Origin of the sequence: Jatrophihabitans sp. GAS493 (assembly GCF_900230215.1) — a bacterium.
Taxonomy (GTDB): Bacteria; Actinomycetota; Actinomycetes; order Mycobacteriales; family Jatrophihabitantaceae; genus MT45.
This window is the reverse complement of sequence record NZ_LT907982.1, coordinates 4,681,938-4,705,730: the sequence shown is the minus strand read 5'-3', so window position 1 is coordinate 4,705,730 and position 23,793 is coordinate 4,681,938. Positions and strand designations below refer to the sequence as shown.

General features: G+C 63.7%; 22 protein-coding genes. 17 read left to right on the top strand and 5 right to left on the bottom strand.

The annotated features are described in order from the left end of the window. Positions 1 to 3: 3 nt before the first annotated feature. From CPH63_RS21135 to CPH63_RS21120, 4 genes are all read left to right on the top strand, one after another. Positions 4 to 1,020: a zinc-binding dehydrogenase gene (locus CPH63_RS21135; RefSeq protein WP_172892262.1), complete on the top strand. Its 1,017-nt coding sequence runs from the start codon at positions 4 to 6 to the stop codon at positions 1,018 to 1,020. After that, positions 1,017 to 1,826, top strand: coding sequence for an alpha/beta fold hydrolase (locus CPH63_RS21130; RefSeq protein WP_096304706.1), 810 nt, complete (start codon positions 1,017 to 1,019; stop codon positions 1,824 to 1,826). Before CPH63_RS21135 ends, CPH63_RS21130 begins: the two co-directional genes overlap by 4 nt. A 26-nt stretch (positions 1,827 to 1,852) precedes the next feature. Then, complete coding sequence (locus CPH63_RS21125; protein ID WP_096304705.1) at positions 1,853 to 2,593, top strand: thioesterase family protein; 741 nt, start codon at positions 1,853 to 1,855, stop codon at positions 2,591 to 2,593. A 129-nt stretch (positions 2,594 to 2,722) separates the two neighbouring features. Next, positions 2,723 to 3,817, top strand: a complete 1,095-nt coding sequence (locus tag CPH63_RS21120; RefSeq protein WP_157749713.1) for a cytochrome P450 — start codon at positions 2,723 to 2,725, stop codon at positions 3,815 to 3,817. Here CPH63_RS21120 and CPH63_RS23855 read toward each other — a convergent pair. Then, the gene (locus CPH63_RS23855) at positions 3,725 to 4,474 is read right to left on the bottom strand and encodes a 4'-phosphopantetheinyl transferase (RefSeq protein ID WP_172892261.1); all 750 of its coding nucleotides are present in this window, start codon (positions 4,472 to 4,474) and stop codon (positions 3,725 to 3,727) included. The two genes, CPH63_RS21120 and CPH63_RS23855, sit on opposite strands and share 93 nt — an antisense overlap. A gap of 106 nt (positions 4,475 to 4,580) precedes the next feature. Here CPH63_RS23855 and CPH63_RS21110 point away from each other — a divergent pair, with 106 nt between their 5' ends. After that, positions 4,581 to 4,880 (top strand): hypothetical protein, encoded by a 300-nt coding sequence (locus CPH63_RS21110; RefSeq protein ID WP_157749712.1) that lies wholly within the window; start codon positions 4,581 to 4,583, stop codon positions 4,878 to 4,880. 13 nt (positions 4,881 to 4,893) lie between these two features. On the opposite strand, the gene CPH63_RS21105 is transcribed toward CPH63_RS21110, so the two are convergent. Then, positions 4,894 to 6,165, bottom strand: a complete 1,272-nt coding sequence (locus CPH63_RS21105) for a cytochrome P450 (RefSeq protein ID WP_157749711.1) — start codon at positions 6,163 to 6,165, stop codon at positions 4,894 to 4,896. 354 nt (positions 6,166 to 6,519) lie between these two features. Here CPH63_RS21105 and CPH63_RS21100 point away from each other — a divergent pair, with 354 nt between their 5' ends. Then, positions 6,520 to 7,764: a cytochrome P450 gene (locus CPH63_RS21100; RefSeq protein ID WP_096305329.1), complete on the top strand. Its 1,245-nt coding sequence runs from the start codon at positions 6,520 to 6,522 to the stop codon at positions 7,762 to 7,764. 48 nt (positions 7,765 to 7,812) lie between these two features. On the opposite strand, the gene CPH63_RS21095 is transcribed toward CPH63_RS21100, so the two are convergent. Together CPH63_RS21095 and CPH63_RS21090 are read right to left on the bottom strand one after the other, a co-directional pair. Continuing rightward, complete coding sequence (locus CPH63_RS21095; RefSeq protein ID WP_096304700.1) at positions 7,813 to 8,493, bottom strand: hypothetical protein; 681 nt, start codon at positions 8,491 to 8,493, stop codon at positions 7,813 to 7,815. Positions 8,494 to 8,648: 155 nt separating this feature from the next. Further along, positions 8,649 to 9,752 carry an SMI1/KNR4 family protein gene (locus CPH63_RS21090; RefSeq protein WP_157749710.1) on the bottom strand — a complete coding sequence of 368 codons (1,104 nt, stop codon included), beginning with the start codon at positions 9,750 to 9,752 and terminating at the stop codon, positions 8,649 to 8,651. Positions 9,753 to 9,957: 205 nt separating this feature from the next. On the opposite strand from CPH63_RS21090, the gene CPH63_RS21085 reads away from it, so the two are divergent. Next, positions 9,958 to 10,305, top strand: coding sequence for a hypothetical protein (locus CPH63_RS21085; protein ID WP_096304698.1), 348 nt, complete (start codon positions 9,958 to 9,960; stop codon positions 10,303 to 10,305). Positions 10,306 to 11,396: 1,091 nt separating this feature from the next. On the opposite strand, the gene CPH63_RS21080 is transcribed toward CPH63_RS21085, so the two are convergent. Then, the gene (locus CPH63_RS21080; protein ID WP_096304697.1) at positions 11,397 to 13,046 is read right to left on the bottom strand and encodes a phosphodiester glycosidase family protein; all 1,650 of its coding nucleotides are present in this window, start codon (positions 13,044 to 13,046) and stop codon (positions 11,397 to 11,399) included. 679 nt (positions 13,047 to 13,725) lie between these two features. Between CPH63_RS21080 and CPH63_RS21075 the strand changes: the two genes are divergently transcribed. The 10 genes from CPH63_RS21075 (at position 13,726) to CPH63_RS21030 (ending at position 23,017) form a co-directional block, all read left to right on the top strand. After that, positions 13,726 to 14,880: an extracellular solute-binding protein gene (locus CPH63_RS21075; protein WP_206745603.1), complete on the top strand. Its 1,155-nt coding sequence runs from the start codon at positions 13,726 to 13,728 to the stop codon at positions 14,878 to 14,880. Positions 14,881 to 14,887: 7 nt separating this feature from the next. Next, positions 14,888 to 15,868 carry a carbohydrate ABC transporter permease gene (locus tag CPH63_RS21070; protein ID WP_096304695.1) on the top strand — a complete coding sequence of 327 codons (981 nt, stop codon included), beginning with the start codon at positions 14,888 to 14,890 and terminating at the stop codon, positions 15,866 to 15,868. Further along, positions 15,865 to 16,755 carry a carbohydrate ABC transporter permease gene (locus CPH63_RS21065; protein WP_096304694.1) on the top strand — a complete coding sequence of 297 codons (891 nt, stop codon included), beginning with the start codon at positions 15,865 to 15,867 and terminating at the stop codon, positions 16,753 to 16,755. The genes CPH63_RS21070 and CPH63_RS21065 overlap by 4 nt, the downstream gene beginning before the upstream one ends. Before the next feature lie 92 nt (positions 16,756 to 16,847). Further along, the gene (locus CPH63_RS21060; RefSeq protein WP_256385803.1) at positions 16,848 to 18,902 is read left to right on the top strand and encodes a DEAD/DEAH box helicase; all 2,055 of its coding nucleotides are present in this window, start codon (positions 16,848 to 16,850) and stop codon (positions 18,900 to 18,902) included. A 181-nt stretch (positions 18,903 to 19,083) separates the two neighbouring features. Continuing rightward, positions 19,084 to 19,827, top strand: a complete 744-nt coding sequence (locus tag CPH63_RS21055; RefSeq protein WP_096304692.1) for a GntR family transcriptional regulator — start codon at positions 19,084 to 19,086, stop codon at positions 19,825 to 19,827. Between the two features lie 312 nt (positions 19,828 to 20,139). Next, the gene (locus CPH63_RS21050) at positions 20,140 to 20,709 is read left to right on the top strand and encodes a sigma-70 family RNA polymerase sigma factor (RefSeq protein ID WP_096304691.1); all 570 of its coding nucleotides are present in this window, start codon (positions 20,140 to 20,142) and stop codon (positions 20,707 to 20,709) included. After that, the gene (locus tag CPH63_RS21045) at positions 20,706 to 21,443 is read left to right on the top strand and encodes an anti-sigma factor (RefSeq protein WP_096304690.1); all 738 of its coding nucleotides are present in this window, start codon (positions 20,706 to 20,708) and stop codon (positions 21,441 to 21,443) included. Before CPH63_RS21050 ends, CPH63_RS21045 begins: the two co-directional genes overlap by 4 nt. A gap of 275 nt (positions 21,444 to 21,718) precedes the next feature. Next, positions 21,719 to 21,991 (top strand): hypothetical protein, encoded by a 273-nt coding sequence (locus tag CPH63_RS21040; RefSeq protein ID WP_096304689.1) that lies wholly within the window; start codon positions 21,719 to 21,721, stop codon positions 21,989 to 21,991. Positions 21,992 to 21,993: 2 nt separating this feature from the next. Then, positions 21,994 to 22,701, top strand: a complete 708-nt coding sequence (locus CPH63_RS21035; RefSeq protein ID WP_157749709.1) for a CHRD domain-containing protein — start codon at positions 21,994 to 21,996, stop codon at positions 22,699 to 22,701. 106 nt (positions 22,702 to 22,807) lie between these two features. Beyond that, positions 22,808 to 23,017 (top strand): hypothetical protein, encoded by a 210-nt coding sequence (locus CPH63_RS21030; protein WP_096304687.1) that lies wholly within the window; start codon positions 22,808 to 22,810, stop codon positions 23,015 to 23,017. Positions 23,018 to 23,793: the final 776 nt, after the last annotated feature.

Here is a 23,793-nt window from a genome sequence, read left to right as displayed (position 1 = left end):
GCATTGACGACTTCCCGGGAGGTAACTAACTGGAAGGTCGGAATCGCCACGTCGGGCCGTCTCACCCGACTCGCGGTGCGCCCCAGCGACGCTGACTCGGTCGCACTCACCGGTGAGCAGGTTCGCATCGCTGTCCACGCCACTGGACTGAACTTCCGCGACGTGCTCACCGCGGTCGGCCACTATCGCGGTGCGAGCTTGGCATTGGGTCATGAGGTCGCGGGGGTGGTGAGTGAGGTTGCGGCGGCGGTTCAGACCCCGGCCGTCGGAGATCGCGTCTGTGCGGTAGCCACCGACGGGATCGCGCCGTATGTCGTGACGGACCGTCGCGCGACGGCGGCGATTCCGGCCGACTGGACCTACGAACAGGCGGCGGCTGTCCCGATCGCCTACCTCACCGCGATCTATGCGCTTCGGGACATCGCGAGGGTGGGGGCGGGCGACCGAGTGCTCATTCACGCGGTCGCTGGAGGCGTGGGCCTGGCGGCGCTGCAAGTCGCCATCTGGTTGAGGGCGCAGGTGTTCGGTACGGCCAGCCCGTCGAAGTGGGGAGCACTGCGCGAATACGGGCTCGGCAGTGACCGCCTGAGTTCCTCCCGGACTCTCGATTTCGAGTCGGACATCCGTGCGAAGTCCGGTGGCGGCGTCGACGTCGTCCTCAACAGCCTGGCGGGGCCGTTCGTCGAGGCGTCGCTACGGCTGGTGAAGCCGCGCGGAACGTTTCTGGAGCTCGGGCTGGATATGGACGCGAAGGCTTCGGCGCGGTTTCCTGATGTCGGGTACCGGCGCGTGCATCTTGACGACGTCGCGCCGCGGCGCCGACAGACGATACTTCGTGAAGCCGTCCGTCTCATTGAGGCTGGAGCCGTCAAGCTGCCACCGGTGTCGGTCTGGGACGTCGACTGTGCCGTCTGCGCGTTCGAGCACATGGCTCGCGCCCGGCATGTCGGCAAGATCGTCCTCTCACTCGATGGTCAACTCCGTTGCCGCGATTCTCGAAACGGCGTGAGTGCAGTATGACCGGACCGACGGTGAGCGAAGCAGGGCTTCTCACGACCGGCGAAGGCCAGATCGAGTACTTGGTCGAACACGCCGACGGCAGCGGGACGACGATCGTCGGGCACGGCTTCACAAAGACGATCCCCGACACCCGGCGGTTCGTGGCGGGCGCCCCCGGAACGACGGTTTACCTTCACTTCCGTGGTCACGGGCAGACGATGGTGCGACCAGAGCTCCCGTGGTCCATCGCCGGATTGGCCGACGAGTTCAGAACAGTCGCGGACCGTTTCGAGGCGACCCGGGCCGTGGTGGTCTCGTTCGCGGCCAAGGTGCTGGCCACCGTTATGTCCGAGGACGAGGGGCGTTTCGATCGGGCCGTATTCATCCTTCCATCGCCCGTCTTCGCGCAGCCGGAGAGCGATGATGGTCCGCTCACTCGGATGCGCTCGATCATCCTGGCCGCAGACGTGGAGGCGGTGACGCAGGGAATCATCGAGGGTCAGCCGACCTGGATGAACACCACTGACCCGCGGGGCGTACTCGCCCACGCAATGGCGGCGGAACTGATCCGGCAGGCACCGGTCGTCGGAGCGCTGGCCGACCTCGAGCGGTCGAACGAAGGTATCGATCGGGTCGCATTGAGCGGATCGTCGGCCCGAGTCCTCGTGCTCGGGCAACACGATGACCGGGTACACGATTTCCGGTACGCCGAGGAACTTGCCTCGACGTTTCGCTTCGGTGAATTGTGTGAGTTGGGCGAGCAGCGCAGCCTGTCCGGATACTGCCGCCGCATTCGCTCGCTTGTCACTGACTTCTTAGGTGGGTGAGTCGGTTGTCCGAAACTCTCGAATCGATGAGCGAGACCGTTCAGTTCGATGCAACCTGGCGTTCGCTCGCGGCCGTTCACGGTGGCGTGCTGCTCGGCACGATGATGAGCGCCGCGGCTCGCGCCGCGGATTCGATTCCTCGCGTTATTTCTGCGCACCTCTTGCAGGCGGTGCGCCCCGCTACTCCGATGGACGTGACGGCCGAGCTGGATCGTAGCGGGGCGATGGGGTCGGTGCGGGTGGAGATCCATCAACGAAGCCGACTCTCGGTGGTCGCGCGGGTGCTGACAATTCGAGGCGCACCGGCGATAGACCGATGGCCCGAGTCGCCGCCAAGCTCGGTAGCGGAGGGCGAAGGTGAGCCGTTCCTGCCGCCGCTGGATTTGGTACCCGTCGGGCAGCATATGGAGGTTCGGGCCATCGGGCCGAATCGGCCGCTCGGGGGCGGGAGTGTTCCGGAGCTGGATGCGTGGGTGCGCCTCGTGGACGAGCTCGATCCGCTCGTCCAACTCGGTATCGTGATGGACGCCCTGCCACCGTCGCTGTTGGCGACCCGAACCACCCCGCTCTTTCAGCCCACGGTGGAATTCACTGCCCATCTGTCCGGCGTCATTCCCGATCCGCGGGCATGGATGAGGGTGACCCAGCGAACCGACTGGTATGACGGGGGATTGGCGATGGACGAGGGGCTCGTTCGCGACGGTCGTGGTGCCACCATCGCGCAAGTTCGGCAGGCACGTCGAGTCATCACTCCGATCGACGAGTGAAGGGTGTGGGAATCGGTCGTGTCTGATGATGGGAACTCGCCCTCCTGCTCGGGCGCCGGCGGATGGATCAGCCATCGCCTGTTTGCTGCCGCAGCCGCCGATCACGCCCCCGGCGCGGAGGTTGTTCTGGTGACAGTTGAGCCGTTCGGGGAACTCGCCGTCGCGCTCTCCGACTCGGCAGTTCGTGCTGTCTTCGCTGATCCTCGTTTCAGCCGAAGCGCGACCTTCACCGGTGGGGGAACGACGCTCAACGCAGGGATGGGTCAGTGGGGGGCGTCAGGAATGGATGGGCCTGAACATCTGGCCATACGACGCGGTCTCTCCGCCGGCGCCACCGCAGAGGTGCTCGTCGCCAAACGACAGGAGTTCGAAGATCTCGCGGATCGATTGATCGCGACGGTCTGCTCCGGAGATGGACATTTCGAGTTGAATGCCGCGATCGCCGAGCCGTTTGCCGTGCAGTGCCTGGGAATCATCCTAGGGACCGATCTGGGCGACCCCAGGCGTCTACGTCGCGCTGTGGACGCGACGGTCGCGATTGAGGGCGCAGAAGCCGAGGAGCTGGAGCACGCCGTGCGCACTCTGACGATGGTCTGCCTGCGAGCCGCTGCCGGCGGGGCGGCCGGACAGAACGGCGACGGGCTGATACCCCGAATGCTTCAGCAACTGGGCGACGATCGTGCCACGCGGCGATTGATCGCGCACAACGTTTTGCCCTATGTCGTCGGGGGTATCGAGAATCCGTTCGTAGCGATCGGTGCCAGCCTGATCGGGCTTCTCGAGAGCGCCGAAGCGCGCACGACGGTGCGCGCCGAACCGGAGCGCGTCGCGGCCGTCGTAGATGAGCTACTCAGACTTCACCCGACCGGCCTCATGAGCTTTGCCCGGGCGCCGATGGAGGATGTCGAACTGGCTGGAGTGACCATTGCGGCCGGAACTCCGGTGGTGCCGATGATAGGTCCGGCAAACCGCGATCCAGTTCGATACGAAAACCCCGACACCTTCAGCCTGGCCCGTCCCCCCTCGCGGCATCTCTCCTTCGGCTGGGGTCCGCACTTCTGCGTCGGTGAACAGCTCGGGAGGCTTCAGCTGGAGCTTCTGCTTCCTCGGCTCGTGCGCCGATTGCCAGGACTACGCCTGTCGGTGCAGCGAAGCGAACTCGTCAAACGGACCGGACACATCGTCGATGGCTACGACCCCATTCCGCTCGCGTGGGGGCGGTAGCGCTTTCGCGCGTGGTGCGACCACGGCGGTGAGCAGGAGGCCCTCGCTCGCAGTCCAGCTACCGGTCATTTCGGTTGGGCAAGCGCCGCCCTCCGACTGCCGACAGTGGCGCACCTGGGCTGTGAATGTGCGCTGTCCCGGGGCGAACTCAATGACTACGTCGGGGAACGGCCGGTAGCTTCGGGTCATCGAGAACCAGGCTTTGTAGGCCGATTCCTTCGCGCAGATCAGCAGCCGATCCGGGTGAATGCCGTCCGAGCTGAGCGAGTCCAGGTTCGCGAGTTCGGGTCTGTCGGCAACCGCGGTGAGGGTGCCCGCACGCAGCGCAATGTTCGGTTCAGCGTCGATACCGAGCGCAGCCACCAACGACGTGGTACTGACTGCTGCCGCTCGGTAGCCGACGCAGTGCGTCAAGCTCCCGACGACGGCGCTGGGCCAGCGCGGAGTTCCGTCAAGGTTCTTGGGAATCGCCTGCGGCGGAAGCCCGAGCCTGCCCAGGGCCCTGCGAGCGCAATGTCGAGCCGTTGTGTAGGCGCGGCGACGCTCTGACGTTGTCGCCTGTACCGGCCAATCCTCACCCGGAAGGAGGACTGCATCCGGCGGATCTCCGAACTCCTCGGCCCAGAGCACGAATCGAGGCAGAATCAACTCGATCATCGCTGGCGATACAATCGCCGTATCGTCCATCTAGTGCGGGCAGGATCGAGGAGCACCATCAATGCCACAGGAATCACCGCCCTCATCGGACAATTCGCAGCAGATCATGAGCGTCGCTGAAACAATGGCCGAACTCAGGCGCCGGGTTGACGTGGTTCTGGAGGCCATGGAGCGCGACCTGGCTGATGAGTGGAATCTCGCTGTCCTCTCAGTGGATTCGGTGCGCCAGATGGAACTGGCCGCTGAAGTCGAGAGTGCCTTACCCGTTCTCCCCGGCGAATCGAGCACCCCCATCGACTTCGGTGGCGGCCGCCGGTTGCTGGATGTGCTCTATCGCTGCCTCACCCGGTGGGATGATGACCTACGCGGAGGCAGCGGTGATCGGGGTGGGTCGGACGAGCTGTAGGTACTGGAGCGACTCATGACGCCCTTGCTCGTCGCGTAACCGTGCACAGCAGTTCGGTGAACTCGGAGAAGTTCGCGCCGTAGTCGCGCCATGGTTTCACCGCCAGGCCAAAGTCGGGCCAGCGCTGGTACACGGCCTGAACCGCCGCGGTGATCTCGTGCTTGGCGAGGCCTGCACCCAGGCAGAGGTGCGCGCCGGAGGCGAAAGTGAGGTTCGCTTCGGGCCGACGTGTCAGAACCATCTCCTCCGCGGTCTGACCCCAGACCTCCGGGTCACGGTTGGCGGCGACGATCGAGACCAGGACGGAGGCACCGGATTGGATCGCGACCCGGCTCACCTCCATATCGGTACGGGCCATTCTGGCCACCAGCTGAACTGGCGGCGCGATTCGGAGGGTCTCAATCGCAGCGGACTCGGTGAAGGAGGACGGGTCATCGACCACCTGCGCTCGCTGAGTCGGGTGGGTCTCGACGAGTACGAAGGCCGCGCAGATCGACTCCTGTACGGTGCGAAAGCCGGCGATGATCAGCGTCAGCAGCAGGCTCACCCGCTCCTCGATCGTCCAGGTGCGACCGTCGTGGATCTCATCGAGCATCCGACCGGTGACGCCGGAGCGGGTCAGGGGATGTTCGTACACCTCGCGGCTGAGCGCTTCAATGTGCTCAGCCGCCTCGCCCGATCGGCGTTGGAGGCTGGCACTTCGACCAATTTCACGCGAGCGCATGAAGTCGGTAGCCCAGGTCAGTAGCCGTCCGGTATCGGAGATCGACAACTCCAGAACATCCGCTAGCACGCCGAGCGCCATGGGTTGGGCGAAGTTCGTCACCAGGTCGAAACCGGATTTTGCCGTCGGAAGCTGCGATGCTCGCAGCCGCGCGTGCCGCTGCGAGCAGGCCCGCATGAACTCGTCCCGTCGTGGCGAGAGCACTGACTGAGCACCCTTTCGAGGTGCAGCATGTGTCTCGTGCGGGGCCTGGATGAAACTCTTCGCCCAGGTCACCATGCCACCGTTGATCCGCCAGCCTGGCGTGACAAGGTCCTGCCAGGCGGCATGGGCAACGTCGAATTCGTGGGACTGAAGCACGGATTTCGCCGCTTCGTAGCCGACGACCACGTGCGAGCGCATCACCCGACTCCACAGCACTGGGCTCTGCTCGCGCAGGCTCCGCCAGGCCGCGGCCGGTCCGAATAGTGGATCCTCCGACATGGCTTTGAGGAGCGTGCGGTTCAGCGACTTGCCAACCTGGCTGGTTGGTGAGCGCGTCGCGCGATCGATGTCCGACACTAGGACCCTCAAAACAAGAAATTGCGAAGGTGGCCGCCGCTCATCTGCGGTGATGCGCCGCCCCATATTCATGGGAACGGAACGCTGATCAATCGTAAGTGACATGGAGACGCCAGTCCATGGGGTGCGCTTCTGAGCCACCGAATTTCGATCACTGAATGGCGCGAAGTCCACATCGACGCAAATCACCCTATCGCGACGATTTGTAGTGCACGCAGAGTAGCTAAATGGATGCGAGACGTCTTCAACATCAATTCCTGCCCGCCATTCGAAAGGGGTTCACGTGCCACTAGGACTGTGCTTCAATGCGAAGTAGCCGTGTTTCAGATCTTCTTGGCTTCACAGGAGGCTCGGGTGGCACTTCCGCAGCTACCGGACGGGTTCGACGTCAACGATCCAAACATGTACGCGCAGAGTTTGCCGCATGAGGAGTGGGCCGAACTGCGACGCACCGCACCGGTATGGTGGCAGTCTCAGCCCCGAGGTCGCGACGGGTTCGACGACGATGGTCACTGGGTGCTGACCCGGCATGCCGACGTCAAGGACGTCTCGCGGCAGGACTCGATATTCTCGACCTACGTGAACACATCCATCATAAGGTTTCGGCGGGGAATACCTCGCCAGAATATCGATATGCAGCGGGTAAGCCTGCTCAACATGGACGCACCGAAACACACTCGAATGCGAGGAATCATTTCACGGGGATTCACGCCCCGTGCGGTCAACGGTCTGCGGCAGGCACTTCAGCAAAGGGCCCGCGCGATCGTCGAGGAAGCGTTGGTGAGCGGGCAGGGAGAGTTCGTCCGCGACGTCGCGTCCAGACTTCCGTTGCAGGCGATCGCCGAATTGCTCGGCGTGCCACCGGAGGAGACCGAGCAATTGTCTGAGTGGTCAAGCCAGATGGTCTCCTACGACGACCCGGACTCCACTCCGGAGTCCGGATTGGTCGCTGGAATCGAGATGCAGAACTACTTCATGGACATGGCCCTCGAGCGTAGGGCCTGTCCCGCCAATGACATCGTTACCAAGCTCGTCACCGCAGACATCGACGGGAACGAACTGTCGCCTGACGAGTTTGGCTTCTTTACGGTCCTGCTATCGGTGGCCGGCAGTGAGACGACCCGTCATGCGATCAGTCACGGAATGGTTGCCTTTATGGAGCACCACGATCAGTGGGAGCGCTTCAAGCGGGACCGGCCTGCGACGGCCGCTGACGAGATCGTTCGATGGTCAACGCCGATCGTCGCCTTTCAGCGCACGGCCCTGGAGGACACGATGGTCGGTGGCCAAGCGATCAAGGCCGGCGACCGACTGGGGCTCTACTATGCCTCGGCGAACTTCGACGAGGAGGTCTTCACCAAGCCGCGTGAGTTCGACATTCTTCGCGATCCGAATCCGCACGTAGGCTTCGGCGGTTCGGGGCCGCACTACTGCATCGGTGCCAGCCTGGCCCGTCTGGAGATCTCGCTGATCTTCGATGCCATCGCTGATTGCCTGCCCGACATCTCGATGCTAGGCGAACCGAAGCGACTGCACTCCTCGTGGATGAATGGCATCAAGGCGCTTCCGGTGCAGTACACCTGTCCGGTTGCTCATTAGTTGTCCGCTGGTTAGATCCGATTCGATCTGCAGCCGCCAGGTGGCCGTCTATCCAGCCGTCCAGATCGCGACTGCGCACTCCATCGCTGAGAGCTGATACCGCGTGAGCATCTCGCCTTCGCCGAATACCTCCACTGCCGGAAGGTGATCGCCGTGTCTGCGCAAGGCGTTGGTGGCGGCCATGGTCGCCGCGATCGGATCGGCGTCGCGGCGAAGTTGGATGAGCCGCACGTCTGAGACGCCCGCCGCTGGATGAGGAGACAAGCGGGTTACCCTCCACAGCGCACGGACTCGCAATAGCCCGTCAGGAAGCATCAGCGACTGGGTCTCGGCCGGTGCCGTTCCGCGCGTGACCGTCGCGCCTGCTGCGGCCAGAACCGCGAGATCGTCACCGGCGTCTCTCCACGAGTCGTGAAGGTTGGGCGCGACGAAGCAGTAATCTGTCGAATCGCATGCAGCAGGATGGGCCGCGTCGAATGGTGTCGGATCGACTCCGTACATACGAGCCAAGCGACTGAAGTTCGAGCGCTCCGCATTGGTGATTGCCAACCGTTCGGCTTCGACCGCCTCCGCGATCTCCGCTAGCGCGGCTCGGGGGCAGCCGTCGCCAATGGCCATACGTGTACGCAGCAGTTGGTCATCCGGTATCCGACCCGCCAAACCGGCGATCGCGGACCACGGTTGGGGGGACTTCACGTCCAGACCTCCGGCGGCATCAACGAGCATCATGACTCAACCTCATTCGTGTTGGTCTCTCGAGTGGGTCCATATATACAGAGATACGGATGGCGTCCGCGTGAGGGTTCAATCGAGCTGGTTCGATCTTTGGTGGCTCTGTGGAGAGCGAGCCGACGCCCGCGGTTGGTAGTGGGTTGCGACGTCGACTAGTGGCCGGAGTCTCGACTCGCTTCGTGCAGGTACGCGCCAAAGCTGCGGTACTTGTCGAGGTCGCCGGCATCGCCGGCAGCGAAATAGTACCCGGCCCACTCGCCATCGCCATCGACCTCGCCGGGATCGAGGAGGACGTACCCGCCGGTACCGTCGTCACCGATGAGCAACGCGCGACCCAGCAGCGGCGCGACGTAGTCGAAGCAATTCCAGGCCGAGGCGAGCTGCGGTTCTGTGTCGGCGCACCAGCCCGCCGCGCCCAATTCATAGATCTGAGGGAAGGCCGACGAGGTCGAAGCGTTGGTAGCCAACAAGTAGTTCCGGTAGGAGGGCGGGAGCCGGCACTGCAGCTGGCGCTCACGCTCCTGCAGCCGCGTCTCGGTGCCCGCCAGTTGTGGTTGCGCCGCGCCGAGACCGGCCAGCAGGTTTCGCCACTGGGTGATGTCGGTCGGGAGGTTATCGGTGTCGCGAGTAGTGACCCGGTCATCACGAACTTCGTCGACCGATGTTATCCGCCTCGTGCGAAACACATCTAGCAAGTCGCGCAGATGCGCCATAAGTTCCGCGAAGCCGTTGAAGCGCTCGACGCTGCGCTCGAAATGGGACCAGATATATGCCGGCCATTCGCCGCCGTCGCTGCCTAGTGGGTCGAGGAGCCAGGATCCGACTCCGCGCTGGAAGAGTCCTATCTGCAGCGCCCGCCCAATCATGGCACGATCATTCGGGTCGTACGCCAGGTCGTCCGATGCCGCTCGACACTCGATGGGCTGGACGTCAGGCACCCAATTGAGATGGCCGACCGGAAGAAGGAGACCAGCCCTCGGCCCGACCTCAATCAGTCCGTTCGACACCCGGTAGAGGGCTCGTAGCGACGGCGGAAGCCGAACGCCCAGGCGGTCCTCGGCCTGCTCGACGGCGCGATCGCCGGGCGGACGCATCATATGGCCGGCGTCAGTGAGCGCCGCCGCGACCACATCTTCTTCCGTCGCCGTGCGCTGCCATTCTTGCGCGTAGGACGTAATCCATGCCGGCCACTGTACGGATAGGCTGCTCGATTCGCTCACACCCCAATTCACGGCTTGCGTGCGGCTGGCGTTCACGGAGGCCCCGGAACCTGGGTCGAGCTACGGTGCGGCCAGGAGGGAACCCGCTCAAACTCCGAACCCAGCTATTAATATGGGCGTTTGACGAACGCCACGTGCAAGTGATGTTCTTCGGCCTGTTGACTGTCGGCCCATTGTCGGGCAAACTCCAATGTTGTCTAGTCCAATATGGACTAGACCAATTACATTCTTCGGAGTCGAAATGAGGCACTACATTCTGCGCAGATCGATCGCACTGGTAGGTACAACGGTCACCATCGCCGCTGGAATTGTGGCGGTCGGAGGCTCAACTTCCCTGGCGGGCTCGCCGGGTGACGATTCCCATCCGATACCGAACGATCAGAGTGAGACGTTCACCGCCACCGCGAACTCGTTTGTCGCCAACGGCGGTGACGGCTTCACAGTCTTCACCGGAGCGGCGAACGTAGATCAGCAGGCGCAACCGGTGCTTACTGCACTGGTGGCCTACGTGACGAAGCTTCCCGACCCGTTCACGTACGCGACAGACGGTCGGATCGTCAAGAGTCAGCTGGTTGGTTCCACGGGTTAGCGCGTTCCCCTTCGGAGGTCGTGGTCGACGACTGGGGCTGCGATGGGCAGAGTCGGGTAAATCGCAAATGGTGCTTCCGCCCAGTTCCATCGGGGTCCGTCGGTATTCGGCGTCCAATCAACTGAGGAGACAGGCACACCGGCTGGTCCGCGAGAGACGGACGGCCCGCACCCGCGACTGGCCGGCGGGACCAACCTCGTGAACGATGCTCGATCCTTGAGCGTGTGTGAGATGCACAGTGCGGCGGCCAACCCGCAGCCAATCGGGAGAGCGTAGTGGTGAATGAACGTCGGAACGGAAAATGCGTCCCAGGATTACTCTCGCCGGCTGCCGCACCGGCGCTGCGGCCGGCTAGCCTGACGTCAGATCCCGTGCACGGTGCAAGGCTTGGCTGGCCGTCTGTCGGCCCAGATGGTGTGTGGGTCATCGCGTCGGGTAAGACCAGCGAACAGCGCCTTTGTCAGCGATGATCTCGGGCGTCGGTCCCTTCGATGCCGATCTTGTCGAGGCGCTTTTGCCGCGCATCCACGTCAGCCCAGCGCCGATTGACCTGCCCGACGCCGAGAGCGATCCCACCGTGTCTTGCTCCGAAGGTCGTTCATCGGCAATCTCCTCAACGCGTTGGCGCCAGGGGTGCCGCTACCTGGAACTCATCCTGAAAACGACACACACGTCACCGACATAAGCAGCGCTCACTTAGCCGCAGGTAGTACAGCGCGACCGGGTGCACTGTCGCGGTCTGCACTACTTCGACGCAGAGCTGGCGGCTAACGTCGGCCCCACGAATGAGGGCGGTCCTGGCGGAATTTTGCATCGGTCGATGCGCTTCCCACGCAAGGTTCGCCGGTCTTCTGCCTCTTGGCGTTCGGCTGCCCGGATGCACGAGGGACCCGACCACGTCTACTACCTCAAGTAGCGCGGATAGGGTCTTTGGCCTGTCCGAGCCCTTCGCCAGCGGCAGTTATGACGTTGCGGGTCGATCCCAGTGGACTGCTATCGACGTGCCGAGAGGCGGGGACCGCGCGGAGCCCTTCAACACCCCCGTGTTGAAGGGCCCCGACGCAGTCCCCGCCCGGGCCGATGACCTCGGCTTATGCCGGCGGCAGCACCTCCAGCACATCGCCGACCGGTCGCTCACCGGTCGCATCTGAGGGTGCATTGATGACGCTTCCGTCGATGGCCGCGGTTGTTGAGCCGCCCCCGTCGAGGTTCATTGCGTCGCGCAGCCCCAGCGACTTGGCCACGGCGGCCTCTTCGGAGATCGACAGGCCAAGGCTGTTCGTGCTCCGTCCATCGGCCGTTACGAGCACGGTTCGTCCCTGCGCGTCGATGCCGACGAATGTGCGTGGATTCCGCTTGTGCGCCCAGCCATAGTAGTAGTTGGGCTGGCCAGGATGCACCGCACCGTCCTGACCCGGTGTGGCGTGGATCCGCCCGTCCTGCACGAGTTCCGGTGCTCCGTTGACGATGGTCTCGTCCGATCGCAACTGGAGACGATGGCCACTCTGTGTGAAAAGCGCGCTGCTGATCTGGAGACGGCGGCTCTGTGTGGCCAGACGAGCGAGCGGGGCCGCGTCGGCGCCGATGGCCTGGACGGACCGGTCTCCAGCGGGAAGGGAGATCCCGCGTGTGCTGTTCACTGACAGGATCCGACCTGCGGCGTCGAGGACCACCTCGGTACCTGCGCCGCTGGGAGTTGTCGCGCCGTAGGAGTTGTCGAAGGCGACGGTCTCCGAGGTTTTGGTGCAGGTGACGTCCTGTTGCGGGATGGCCAACGGGAGATCGCCGGGTTCGCCGCAGTTGCGGATGAGCCCCGGCACCCGGTTCAGCCCGGAGAGCGTCACGGAAGCATGTCGCTGTCCATCCACGGAGCCGCGCCACCAGAGGCGCGCGATCGCGCTACGACCTGTGTCGCCGTCGACGATGAAGGCTGGGCGGCCATTGGTCGCCTCTCGCTCGATGACACCCTTGTAGACGGCAACGCCGGCAGGGTCTCCGGGCGCGCCGGCGGTTGGATCGAGGATGAAGAATCCCGCGTTGATGGCGGCAGTTGCTCCGGCCGCGGTTGCGAGGGACGAGGTGGTATCGCGATTGAAGAGGTCCTTCCCGTAGTCGCCAACGAGCTGCCCGGTGAAGCGCTTCGGGTCAATCGTGATGACGTCGAGGTTCCACGGCCCGTCTGACGGCGCAGCGCCGGCGTCATCGTCCCAGCCCGTGTACACCGCGGAACCGTTGAACCCGGCTGCCTTCACCGTGGCGAGAGTTGCGGCGGCGTCGGCCGAGGTGGTGAATGAGCCGACGCGGGTGCGGTAGCCGAGCAGGCCGCCTGTGTCGACCGTCCGAGGAGTCCTCACTGCCTCGACCCGTGGAGTGAGGCCGACTGCGGTGAGTGCTACCGCGGTCTGGTCAGCCTCCGCTTCGGCGGTGATGGCCAGCTTGGGCGCGTCGGGATCCGGGTTCGAGGTGTCGGCGCTGTACACCTCGACGGTCCAGGTGTCAGTCGTATCGACGACGCCGCGATGGATGGTCGTCAGGGTTACGCCGGGCTGGAGCGAGGTCGTGGTGCGCGACTCCGGCAGGTCTGCCGCGCCTAGGTTTAGGACGCTATTCGCTCCCTGTGAGTGTTGGCGATGAGTGGAAGGTGAACTGAATGCGGGCGGCGCTGAAACAGCGATCCCACCAAAGATCAGGGTGATTGTGGCCAGACAAGCCGTGCCACTGCGGCGGGTATTGGAAATCATGCGTTAGGTTCTACCACCCCAAATTGGTCTGGACAACTTATTCGCGTTAATTTACGAGAACTTGACATTGGAATCCGATCGAAATTTGGGCAGCGCTTGAAGCGCCCGGATGACGGAGGTCCTCCGGGCGCACTCCCTTGTAGTTACAGCACGTCCGTGAGGATCGATCTGGTTCACCCAGGAAGCGAATGATTCGTTCAGGTCGGGTCGAGCAGGCAATGGAAGAAGTGGATGAAGTTTCAACTGTTGTAGGCGGCAGGCAAAATGCTGGACATCTCGGCACCAATAGACCTCGTGCAATTGGTCTACTGGTAGACCAATTGCTGCAGGTCAAGGACGCGTCCTGGCGAACCGCCTATCTGGCCCGCATCGGGCACCGCGGCCTCTCGACATCTGAACAATCCGCCCGCCTAATGCCGTGGATGCATCGGGCAGGTCGCAGGTGGTTGCGAAAAGGACAGTTGAGGTCTTGACCAATTGGTGCAGACCAATTATGGTTCGCTACACGCGGGGCAGATCGATGGGGATGCCGCAACGCAGACTGAGCGCCGCATTCGCAGGCGCATTGACAATGGAGGCAAGAGTGAAACACCGCAAACTTGCGATCGCTGTGACAGTGGCGTCCGCACTAGTGCTCGGCGGGTGTAGTTCGTCGGGCTCCAAGAGCAACGATGGCACGGTGACGCTGCACTTGACCGGCGCTGACTACGGCAGCGGCCAGTCGAATACCACGCAGACGTACTGGCAGAACATCGCCACTGCGTTCCACAAGCAGAACCCGAAGATCACGGTTGACGTTGACACGATCAACTGGACTGACTACGACACCAAGGTCAAGACGCAGCTGCAGAACCACAACTACCCGGACATCCTGCAGGGGGAGTTCTTCCCGCAGTACGCCACGGACGGCCTGACCATGCCGGTGAGCGAAATCGTCTCCAACCCGAACATGGGCATCGCGACATTCAAGTCCGGCTTCAGCGTCAACGGCGCCCAGTACGCGCTGCCGTTCACAACATCAGCTCGCGCACTCTTCTACAACAAGAAGGCGTTCGCCGATGCCGGGCTCGCGACTGCACCCACAACTTGGGCCGAGGTCGAGTCGGACGCCAAGGCGCTCAAGGCGAAGGGATATACCGGATTCGCCCTGCCGCTCGGACCCGAGGAGGCGCAGGCCGAGTCCTACCTGTGGATGCTGGGCAACGGTGGCGGCTGGCAGGACGCTTCGGGCCATTACGTCATCAACAGTAGTGAAAACATCGCGACGTTCCAGTTCTTGAAGGAGTTGACCAAGGACGGCCTCACCGTGCCGAACCCCGCCACCTACAACCGAACTGCGGACTCGGCCGCCGACTTCGCAGCCGGCAAGGTCGGTATGGAGTTCAACGGTCCGTTCCTCACACAGACGATCGCGGCCGCGAAGAAACTAAGCACAGATGACTACGCGACCGCCGCGATCCCCGGCCGTACCGGTCAGGTGTTCAAGACGCTCGGTGTGGCTGATGCGATCCAGGCCTTCAAGACTAGCGATGCCACGAAGAAGGCGGCCATCAAGAGCTTCCTCGACTTCGCGCTCAACGACGCCAACCAGCTGGCGTTCGCCAAGGAGTACGCGCTGCTACCGGGTTCGCAGTCGGCGGCCGACACCCTTGATAGCGATCCTGTTCTGGGCACCTTCGTGAAGACGCTGCCGAACACAGTGCAGTTCCCCTCGAGTGCAAACTGGACAGCGACCGTGCTGCCGGCGGTGAAGCAGAACATCGGCACCGCAGTCACCGGCGATCCGGCTAAGGTGCTGGGCGACCTGCAGCACACCGCGACGTCTGGTAGCTGACAAGTACATGGCGACCGACGTGACGGTTCGCACGACTCGGCGGGCCGGCTCCCAACCGGAGCCGGCCCCCGGGGACGGGCAACCGCGGGGGAGACGCTCTCTTCCCACTTCCCTACACCGGCTGCAGCCGCTGATCTGGATTGGCCCTGCGCTCGCCCTGATACTGCTTGTGGTGTTGCTGCCAGTTGTGCTGATGGTGCGGACAGCCTTCCGCAGGATCGATGCGATCGGCTTCGATCACGGCTGGGCCGGCGGCGCGAACTTCTCCAAGCTTTTCAAAGAGCCCGACCTAGCGGCGATCCTGGAACGCACGCTGGTGTGGGTGGTGGCCGTTGTCCTCGCGACCATGTTGATCTCGATGGCGTTGGCTCAACTCTTCAACCAGCACTTTCCCGGACGCCGCGTAGCACGAATGGCCTTGATCGCGCCCTGGGCGGCTTCGGTATTCATGACGGGCATCGTCTTCCGCTGGATGCTGAACCGGGACTCGGGATTGATCAATCTCTTCCTGCATGATGTCGGCCTGGTTCATTCGCTCGGCGGCAGCCAGGCCGACTGGCTTGGGCGTCCGGGCGCTGCGTTCATCTGGATGATCGGTGTCGCAGTCTTCGTCTCAGTGCCGTTTACCACGTACGCGATTCTCGCCGGCCTGCAGACGATTCCCGAGGACGTCTACGAGGCGGCCAAGCTCGACGGCGCATCAGGCTTGCGGAGTTACATCTTCATCACCGTTCCGCTGCTCCGCTCGGCCCTCAGCGTCGCCGTGCTCATCAACATCATGAATGTCTTCAACAGCTTCCCGATCATCTGGGCGATGACCCGGGGCGGGCCCGGTAACAAGACAGCGACAACCACAATCTTCATGTACCAGGTGAAGGCGAGCAGCATTCCCGAGTCAGCGGCCATGTCGGTCGTCAACTTCGGTCTGGTCATTGTCGTCGTGCTCGCCTTCATGCGGGTCACGCGGCGCGGGAAGGACGCACTATGAGCAGCGTTTCTGATCTACACGTACCCGTCGCATCGCAGGATGGGGCGGGCCCGGACCGCGGCCGACGGGTACGTCGCTTCCCCTCGTTCAAGGTGGCGGTCTGCACGGCGGCCGCCTACTTCATCGCGATCGTGTTTCTGGTGCCCTATGCCGAGATGGTGGTCACCGCTGCGCGCCCGACCGATGAGCTGCGCGACCCGAGCTACTTCCCCTCGCACTGGACGTTCTCGAACTTCACGACGCTCTGGTCTATCGGGCTCGGCGGAAACATCCAGACCAGCCTCAAGATCGCCGGCGGAGCGACGCTGCTGGTTATGGCCGTCTCGCTGCCGGCCGCCTATTACACCGCGAGACATCGGTTCCGTGGACGAAACGCCTTTCTGTTGCTGGTGTTGGTGACCCAGATGTTCCAGCCAACGGCCATGCTGGTCGGGATCTACCGTGAGTTCGCGCTGATCCATGTCAATCCAGTGCTGGCCCTCATTCTGGTGAATGCCGGCTTCAACATGGCGTTCGCGATCTGGATTCTGAACGCTTACATCGCCTCGATCCCCGAGGAACTGGAGGAGGCGGCGATGGTCGACGGCGCCGGGCGATTCCGGGCACTGACGCATATCACCTTTCCGCTGGCTCTACCCGGTGTGGTCACCGCGTTGATCTTCACGTTCATCGCGGCGTGGAACGAGTTTGTCGTCGCATTGATTCTTACCTCTGGGCAGTCGCAGCAGCCACTGGGTGTCGCCCTCGACAATTTCATCGGTGGGTACCAGATCGACTGGGGTCACCTCTTCGCTGCCTCTGCGGTGGCAACCGTCCCGGTGATCATTCTCTTCGGTCTCATCGAGGGCAAGGTCGTCGGTGGTCTGACCGCCGGATCGGTCAAGTAGCGAAATTCATTAGGTATCTGTCGCATCCGCGCCGTCTCGGCGGCATCCGCGCGCCTGGCGGCGACGTTAGAAGTGATCGGGGAATCACCATCGTGTCAAACACTGCGTTTTGTCAGGATATAGGCCTTCGACCCCATCAGACGGCCGCCGTGCGAGCCGCCGTCGACGGCCTGCGCGAGGCTGATCGCGTCCAGGTCATCATGCCGTGCGGAACGGGCAAGACTCTCGTCGGTATCGGGGTTGCGACCGAGTTGCGGGCGCGGCTCATCTTGGTCGTCGTACCGACCCTGGCACTCATCCGGCAGACGGCCGAACGGTGGCGGTCGACCGGCCACGACCTGACCGTTCTCTTCGCCTGCAGCGACCACACCCTGGGCAGCGGTGAGGATGCGGTGTCGGACGACCGCGGTGAGGTCGCTGCGGCGCTCAACGCTCCAGTGACCACCGACGTCGCTGCGCTGAGTCGGACACTGCGGCTCTGGTGTGAGGGCAGGCAGGTCGCCGCGGCGTTCGCGACATATGCCAGCGTCGATCGGGCACTGGGAGCGGCGCGGGAGGCGGGGGTAGTCTTCGACCTCGCTGTGATTGACGAGGCACATCACTGCGCGGGTTCACCCACTTCTGCCGCAGCGGCGCTCGCCCGACATGGACCTCAGGATTCGGGGGTGCTCCGGACGCGGTTGTTCATGACCGCTACGCCTCGTACGCGTCGCGACGAGACGGAGAGCGGGCTCCTGGACATGGACGACGTTGCTGCCTTCGGGTCGGTGGTTTACCGGCTGTCGATGCTTGAGGCCATCGAATCAGGACTTCTCTGTGACTACCAGATTGCCGTTGTCGGTGTGCGATCTGTTGAACGGGTCGCATTAGGTGCAGCGGCCGACGTGGTCATGGCATCGCGTTTTCAAGGCTCGGTATCGCCGGCGCTGCTGGCCGCCACGATCGCGCTCGGCCGCACGATGAAGCGTCACCGTATTCGGCGAGTGCTCACTTTTCATTCGAGAGTTCGCGACGCGCGGATGTACGCTGCAGTCCTTCCGACGCTGCTGGCCCGTCAGGACCTCGGCGGCAGCAATATTCGTGTGTCTGCGTCGGCCGCCTATTCGGGTATGGCGGCTCACGAGCGACGACATGTGCTCCGCCGGTTTGATGACGCGACTGAGGGGCACGCAGTAGTTGCCACCAACGTGCGGTGCCTATCCGAAGGAATCGACCTGCCGGCCCTGGACGCTGTGTTGTTCGCGGATCCACGCCGCGGACTCGTCGATGTGACGCAGGCTGTCGGGCGCGTCATGCGGCCTCATCCGGGTAAGACCCGCGGACTCGTCGTGTTGCCGGTGCTGCTACCTGACAATGCCCGTCGGCTGCGGTTGACCTCAACCGACGTGCATTTTGCCGACACACTACGAATCCTGCGCGTGTTGCGGGACCAGGACGCTCGCCTGTCGGCTCAACTTGCCGAGCTGCGAGCCCGGGCCGTCGAGTTCCGTCGGCAACCTGGATGGCTGGCGTCGACGAACCTACCGGACGGGCCGCTGCGGTTCGCCGTCTCTGACGCCAGGGCGATGGCTGAACTCTCCGACTTCGCCCTGCGCTTGGTCGAAGGCACCACGTCGCCCTGGCTGGAGCACTACGGGTCGCTTCAGCGCTGGTCCAGCACGACCGGGCACAGCAGCATTCCGGTGGCGACGGTGCACGAGGGTTCGCGTCTTGGCGGGTGGGCTCATGAACAGCGAACCCTGCGCGCGCGGGGACTGCTGGCCCGAGAACGAGAGTGCGCCCTCGAGTCACTTCCCGGCTGGGCGTGGCGACCGCATGATGCTGCATGGGAACGCGCCTTCGCGAGTCTCGAGCGGTACGTGCAGGCCTGCGGCACCAGCCGGGTGCCGCAGAGCTTTCGCGTCGACGGCTTCGGCCTCGGCCCGTGGGTGAAGGCGCAGCGCGAGGCCTTCCGCAAGGGCCGTCTCGCTCCGGAACGTGCCTCGCGTCTCGCTGTGCTTCCCGGATGGTCGTGGCGGGCCAGCCCCGTTCGACTAACGCCGAGCCGAACCGCTCCCCGCCGAGCGCCGGCCAGTAAGCGGGACTCACTCATTCGAGCGGTTCATCACGGCCAGGACGCGCTAGAAGTATCCAATTCTCAGGAGTGACGATGCGATGCGAATCTGGTGGTGTCATGCATGCCGCCCTCAGGAAATGGCGTACAGCAAACCTCGACAGACGCCGGCCGCGCCGAGTCGCGTGCATCGAGTTGGCGTTGCCTGACGGGGCGGAGTTGCCGTCAACAGGCCCGGTAACGAGAGAGCAGGAACCCAGAGAGGAACCGCGGACGTGACTTCCGTCGAGTCGAACCAGATCCGGGAGCCGAAGTACTACATCGTCAAACGGCATCTACTTGAGCTGATCGGGCCGTTGCCCCCCGGTTCGGTGATACCGACCGAACGCGACCTCGCCAGTGCAATGGCGACATCGCGAACCACGGTGCGCCAGGCGCTGGGGGATCTCGTCGGTGAAGGACGGCTTGTGCGGCGGCAGGGCGCCGGTACATTCATCGCAGAACCGAAGGTCAGCTGGCCGCTGTATCTCGCTGGCTTCACCGAGCAGGCAGCGGCTAACGGATTTGCCGCGACCACGCAGTTGATCTCGGCGGCCAGGGTGCGCGCGACTGATGAGGTGGCGGCCCGGTTGGACCTAGCAGATGGGAGACTCGCCGTCCGGATCGAGCGCCTGCGACTGGCTGACGGGAGCCCGATTGCGGTGGAGACCTCGTACCTCTCGGCCAGTCGGTTTCCTGGATTGGCCCGTCTCATCCGCTCACACGACTCGCTGTACGCATTGCTGCGGGAACGTTTTAACGTTGTTCCGGCTCGTGCAGCGGAACTCATCTCGACGCTTCCCGCTTCACCACGAGAGGCGGCTCTGCTCGGCACCGACACTGGGGCCCCGATGTTGGTCCTGGGAAGGCACAGCCGTGACGCCACAGGCGCTCCGCTGGAGTGGGTCACCAGCTGGTATCGCGGGGACCGAGTTACCTTCGTCGCCGACCTGCCGGCCGCGCCGACCGAGTTTGCTTAGAGCATCCACGCCGGCAGCACGGTCCCGACCGTAGACCGCCTGACATCGATTGGCGGATCTGCCGGTGACGTTTACACGGGCCGTTGCTTTCGATCTCGAACAACAACCCCGGGCCTGGCCGCCCGCGTCCGGGCCAGCTCCCAGAAGGGTTCGGGTTGCCGGTGGCGAAATTCGTGGGCTTGACCGAGACCAGTGGCGCTTCCTGGCCGAATCACGTTTAGTGTGAACCTAGCCGTAGGTTCGCTCGTATTGCTTGCGGCGGCGTATGCGCGTTGCATGCGCGGTAGCGAATCGGGGCGCAGGAGACTGCACATGTCATTCGGTTTTGGTTCTGGGCCGGCTCGACGGGGACGTCTTGCGGCGCCGGAACGCACGCCCGATGAAGCGCTCGTAATCATGCTTTACCAAGAGTACGGACGAGCGTTGCTGGGTTACTCCTGCCGCTTGTGTCGTGACCAGCAGCAGGCCGAGGACATCGTGCAGGAGACGTTGCTTCGAGCGTGGCGCCAAGGCGAGCGCCTATCGGCCGACCGTGGCTCAGTTCGGGCCTGGCTATTTACGGTGGCGCGGAACGTGTGGATTGACATGGTCAGGGCCAGGCAGGTGCGCCCGGTCGAAGTCGACGGCAAGCTGGCCGAAGTCACCGGGGTCGAGCCGCTAGATGACCCGGCGCGGGAGATGGATGACAAGCTCACCGTGGAGAAGGCACTGGCCTCGCTGTCCGTTGAGCATCGTGCAGTGCTGGTTGAGGTCTACTTGAAGGACAAGTCGGCCCAAGATGCTGGTGCAGCACTCGGCATTCCGCCTGGGACGGTCAAATCGCGCACCTACTACGCACTCAGGGCGCTACGCGGGACGCTTGGGCAGGAGGTGTCAGCATGAACGAGATCCACTACAGGTCTCTTCTTGGCGCGTACATCTGCGGGATTCTCGACGAGCACGAACGTGACTTAGCCGCCATGCATCTGAGCACTTGTGCCGAATGCCGGCAGGAGGTGGCCGAGCTGACCGCCGTCAGCCATCGCCTGGACAGCCTGAGAGGAGGCAACGAAGTGACAGAGCCCAGTTCCGGTGAAATGAGCGAGATGGATCTCGCTCAACTGGAGGCCGAAGGAGCACAGTTGGAGAATCAGCTGATCCTGCCGCGAACGCTGCTCGCGCTGCGTTCGCAACGATCGCGCGCCAGGAGGCAGCGCATGCTCGCTGTTGCTGCAATCGCCGCGGTGTTGGTCATTGGCGGCGGCGTGGCCGGTGCCGCGTTGAACTCTCACGACCGTGCTCCTGAAACGGCCTCTGTGGCTGGGCCGGGTTCAACAACTCGCACTGCCCGTGATCCGGTGAGTGGGGTGTCAATCGTTGCGACGCTCACCCCCGAGAATGGCTACTCGCGTGTTACCGCTCGGGTGACCGATGAGCCGGGCAACGCGCGTTGCGAGCTGATTGTGGTATCTCGAAGTGGCGAACAGCAGGTCGTGAGCAGTTGGGCGGTCGAGCCTGGTGGCAGCGGTTCCCGAGGCACTCAGGTTGCCGGGTCCGCAGCTGTGCCGCTTAGCGATGTCCAGCAACTGCAGGTTCGGACGCTCTCCGGAACACACATAGTCACCGTCGCCGTCTAGACGACACCCCGGTTCGGTCACCTGAGCGCACTCGCGCGTGCGCCATTCCCGCCCGCCGTCGATGTCGCGGCCACCCCAATTGGCGGCGCCGCGTCATCTGACGAGCGGCGGCGGTTCCGGTGCCACCGCGGTGGCCGCCCGTCCCTCCCGCCCTGATCGGCGAAAGCGACGTTTGGACACTGCGTTCGACAGACGAATGAACCCCGATGGCTGATTGCCCGTAACGCTTACGACCGGTTCATTGATAACTCCCTTTTCTGATAAGGACCAGGCAGATGTCGTTTAGACCGCTGACAGGCAAGACGATCATTTTCTCGACACTCGTCGGAGCGATTTTGCTCGGCTCCGTAGGTGCTTCGATGGCCGCGAGCGAAGCCCACAAGGGCGGGACCGCCGCCCCGGAGCGGGCCGACGTGCACCTGTCCCGGTCCAGCGCCGCCGCGACGCCTGCGGACGATGCCACTGCTATTAAGGAATATTCTGCACGAGCTGCAGTGATGTCGAAGCGTTTGGGTTGGCGGCGCAGCCGGTTGGCAGTGTTGGTTTGAACGTGGTTGGGGGTCGTGTGATGGTGCGGGTGGATGTGTCGGGGTTGACGCCGGGGTCGGTGCATACCGCGCAGATCGTTGGGTCGGGTAGTACTGCGCCGATTGTCCGGTTGGACACCCTTACTGCGGACGCGAGTGGGCAGGTGCATGGGATCCTCGATGGCCTGGACACGCTTGCCGGCCCGCTGCCGTCCGGTGCTCGTTTCCTGCTTCGTCTCGGGCGCTACGGCGGTGACAACAATATTAATGCGGTGGCCGGGGAACCTATCGCCTTCTCTGGTGATCTGACTGCGGCGCCGCTTGGCACCAGTTACCGGTTGCATCCGGTCAGCGTCGATCCCAATGGCAACTCCACCGGTGTCCTGGCCGGTTCGGCGACATTCTCCTATGTCCCGGCGGCAGGGACGGTGACTGTCACGGTGAACGCGACCGGTCTGACTCCGGGGCAACACGCCGCGCATATCCATATCGGTACCTGTGTTGATCAGGGCGCGCCGATCTACATGCTCTCCGATCTCACGGCCGACCAGAACGGCAACGTCGTCAATGAGACTCGCACTATCACCGGTGTCACGAGCCCGCCGCCGGCTGCCGGCTGGTACATCAACATCCACCAAGGCGGCAGCAACTCCATCCTCGTCAACGGCAAACCCGCACTCAGCTTTCGTCCCCTGCTCTGCACGGACCTCCCCACCAGCGGCTCGGCCTGATGCCGCGGCCTCCGCATGAGACCTGGTGCGGCCCGGTTATTTCTCAATGAGCCGTAGTCGGCTCGCCCAACGTCAATTGATTTCAAGCACCCTAAAGGAGATCGTGATGATTGATCATGGCCACCAGCTGGCAGGTGAGGTCGCCGTCCGGATCGCGGCACAGCGTTTGTACGACGCGGAGTGCGCACTGCACATCGCGCATCAAACACACGTAGATCCTTGGATCGCGGCGGCCAACGACAAACTCCACGAAGCCGACATCGAATACCAGCATGCGGTCGCCGAGAGCGGATCCTCGCTCAACCGTGCCAGCTGAGGAGCCGGGCGCTAGTGTGAACGGTCAGCCAATCGGTCGGTTCGGCCCCGAGGCCGACGAGCAGTCGCCGAGTTCGTACGAAGGCACGACTGGTTACGACCCTTCTCCGCTGGACCCGAGTGGGACGAACTTCAGCTTCTCTTGGGCCTCGAGCTTGATGCAGCCCCGTGAAAAGCAGTACTAACGGCGCAGAAACGACGCATCCAGCCCGACGTAGCTGATCGGACGACCGGTCTGCGGTCGGGTTTTGTGCCGCGGTCGCCTTTCTTGACGTGCCACCGCGATTGAGGCCAGGATGACCGCTTGACGCTGCGTTCTCGACCTGGTCGTCGCGTTTGACCCCCTCGCCCGGGGCGCTGTGAGGGCCGCTGCGCCCTGGGCGCGCTGATGGCCAGCCGTCCATCCGACCCTTCTGGTGCTACGCGCCGTGACGTCGCCGGGAAGCAGGGACGTCGGCGTGAGCGCGGTGTTGCCCGCCGCTGCTCTACCGGCTCGCGGTCGGGTTGGGCTTCTTTTGGCGATACGGGCCGTGGTACACGAAGCGACGTCGTCATCCATCTTTCATCGTTAGACGCCTGATAGATGAGCTGCACCGGGTTGCCTACCAACTCAAAGACCCGCGCGAGGCGACGAATCAGTGCGGCGGTCTCCGACGGTCGCAGGGGCTTCAGCCAGACCCACGGCCACCCACGACCATCGAGTTCATCCGGCGCAGAGCCACGCGGGTGACATGCGGGGCGGTGGTCATGGGTGACCACGAGGCCGTTCCAGACCAG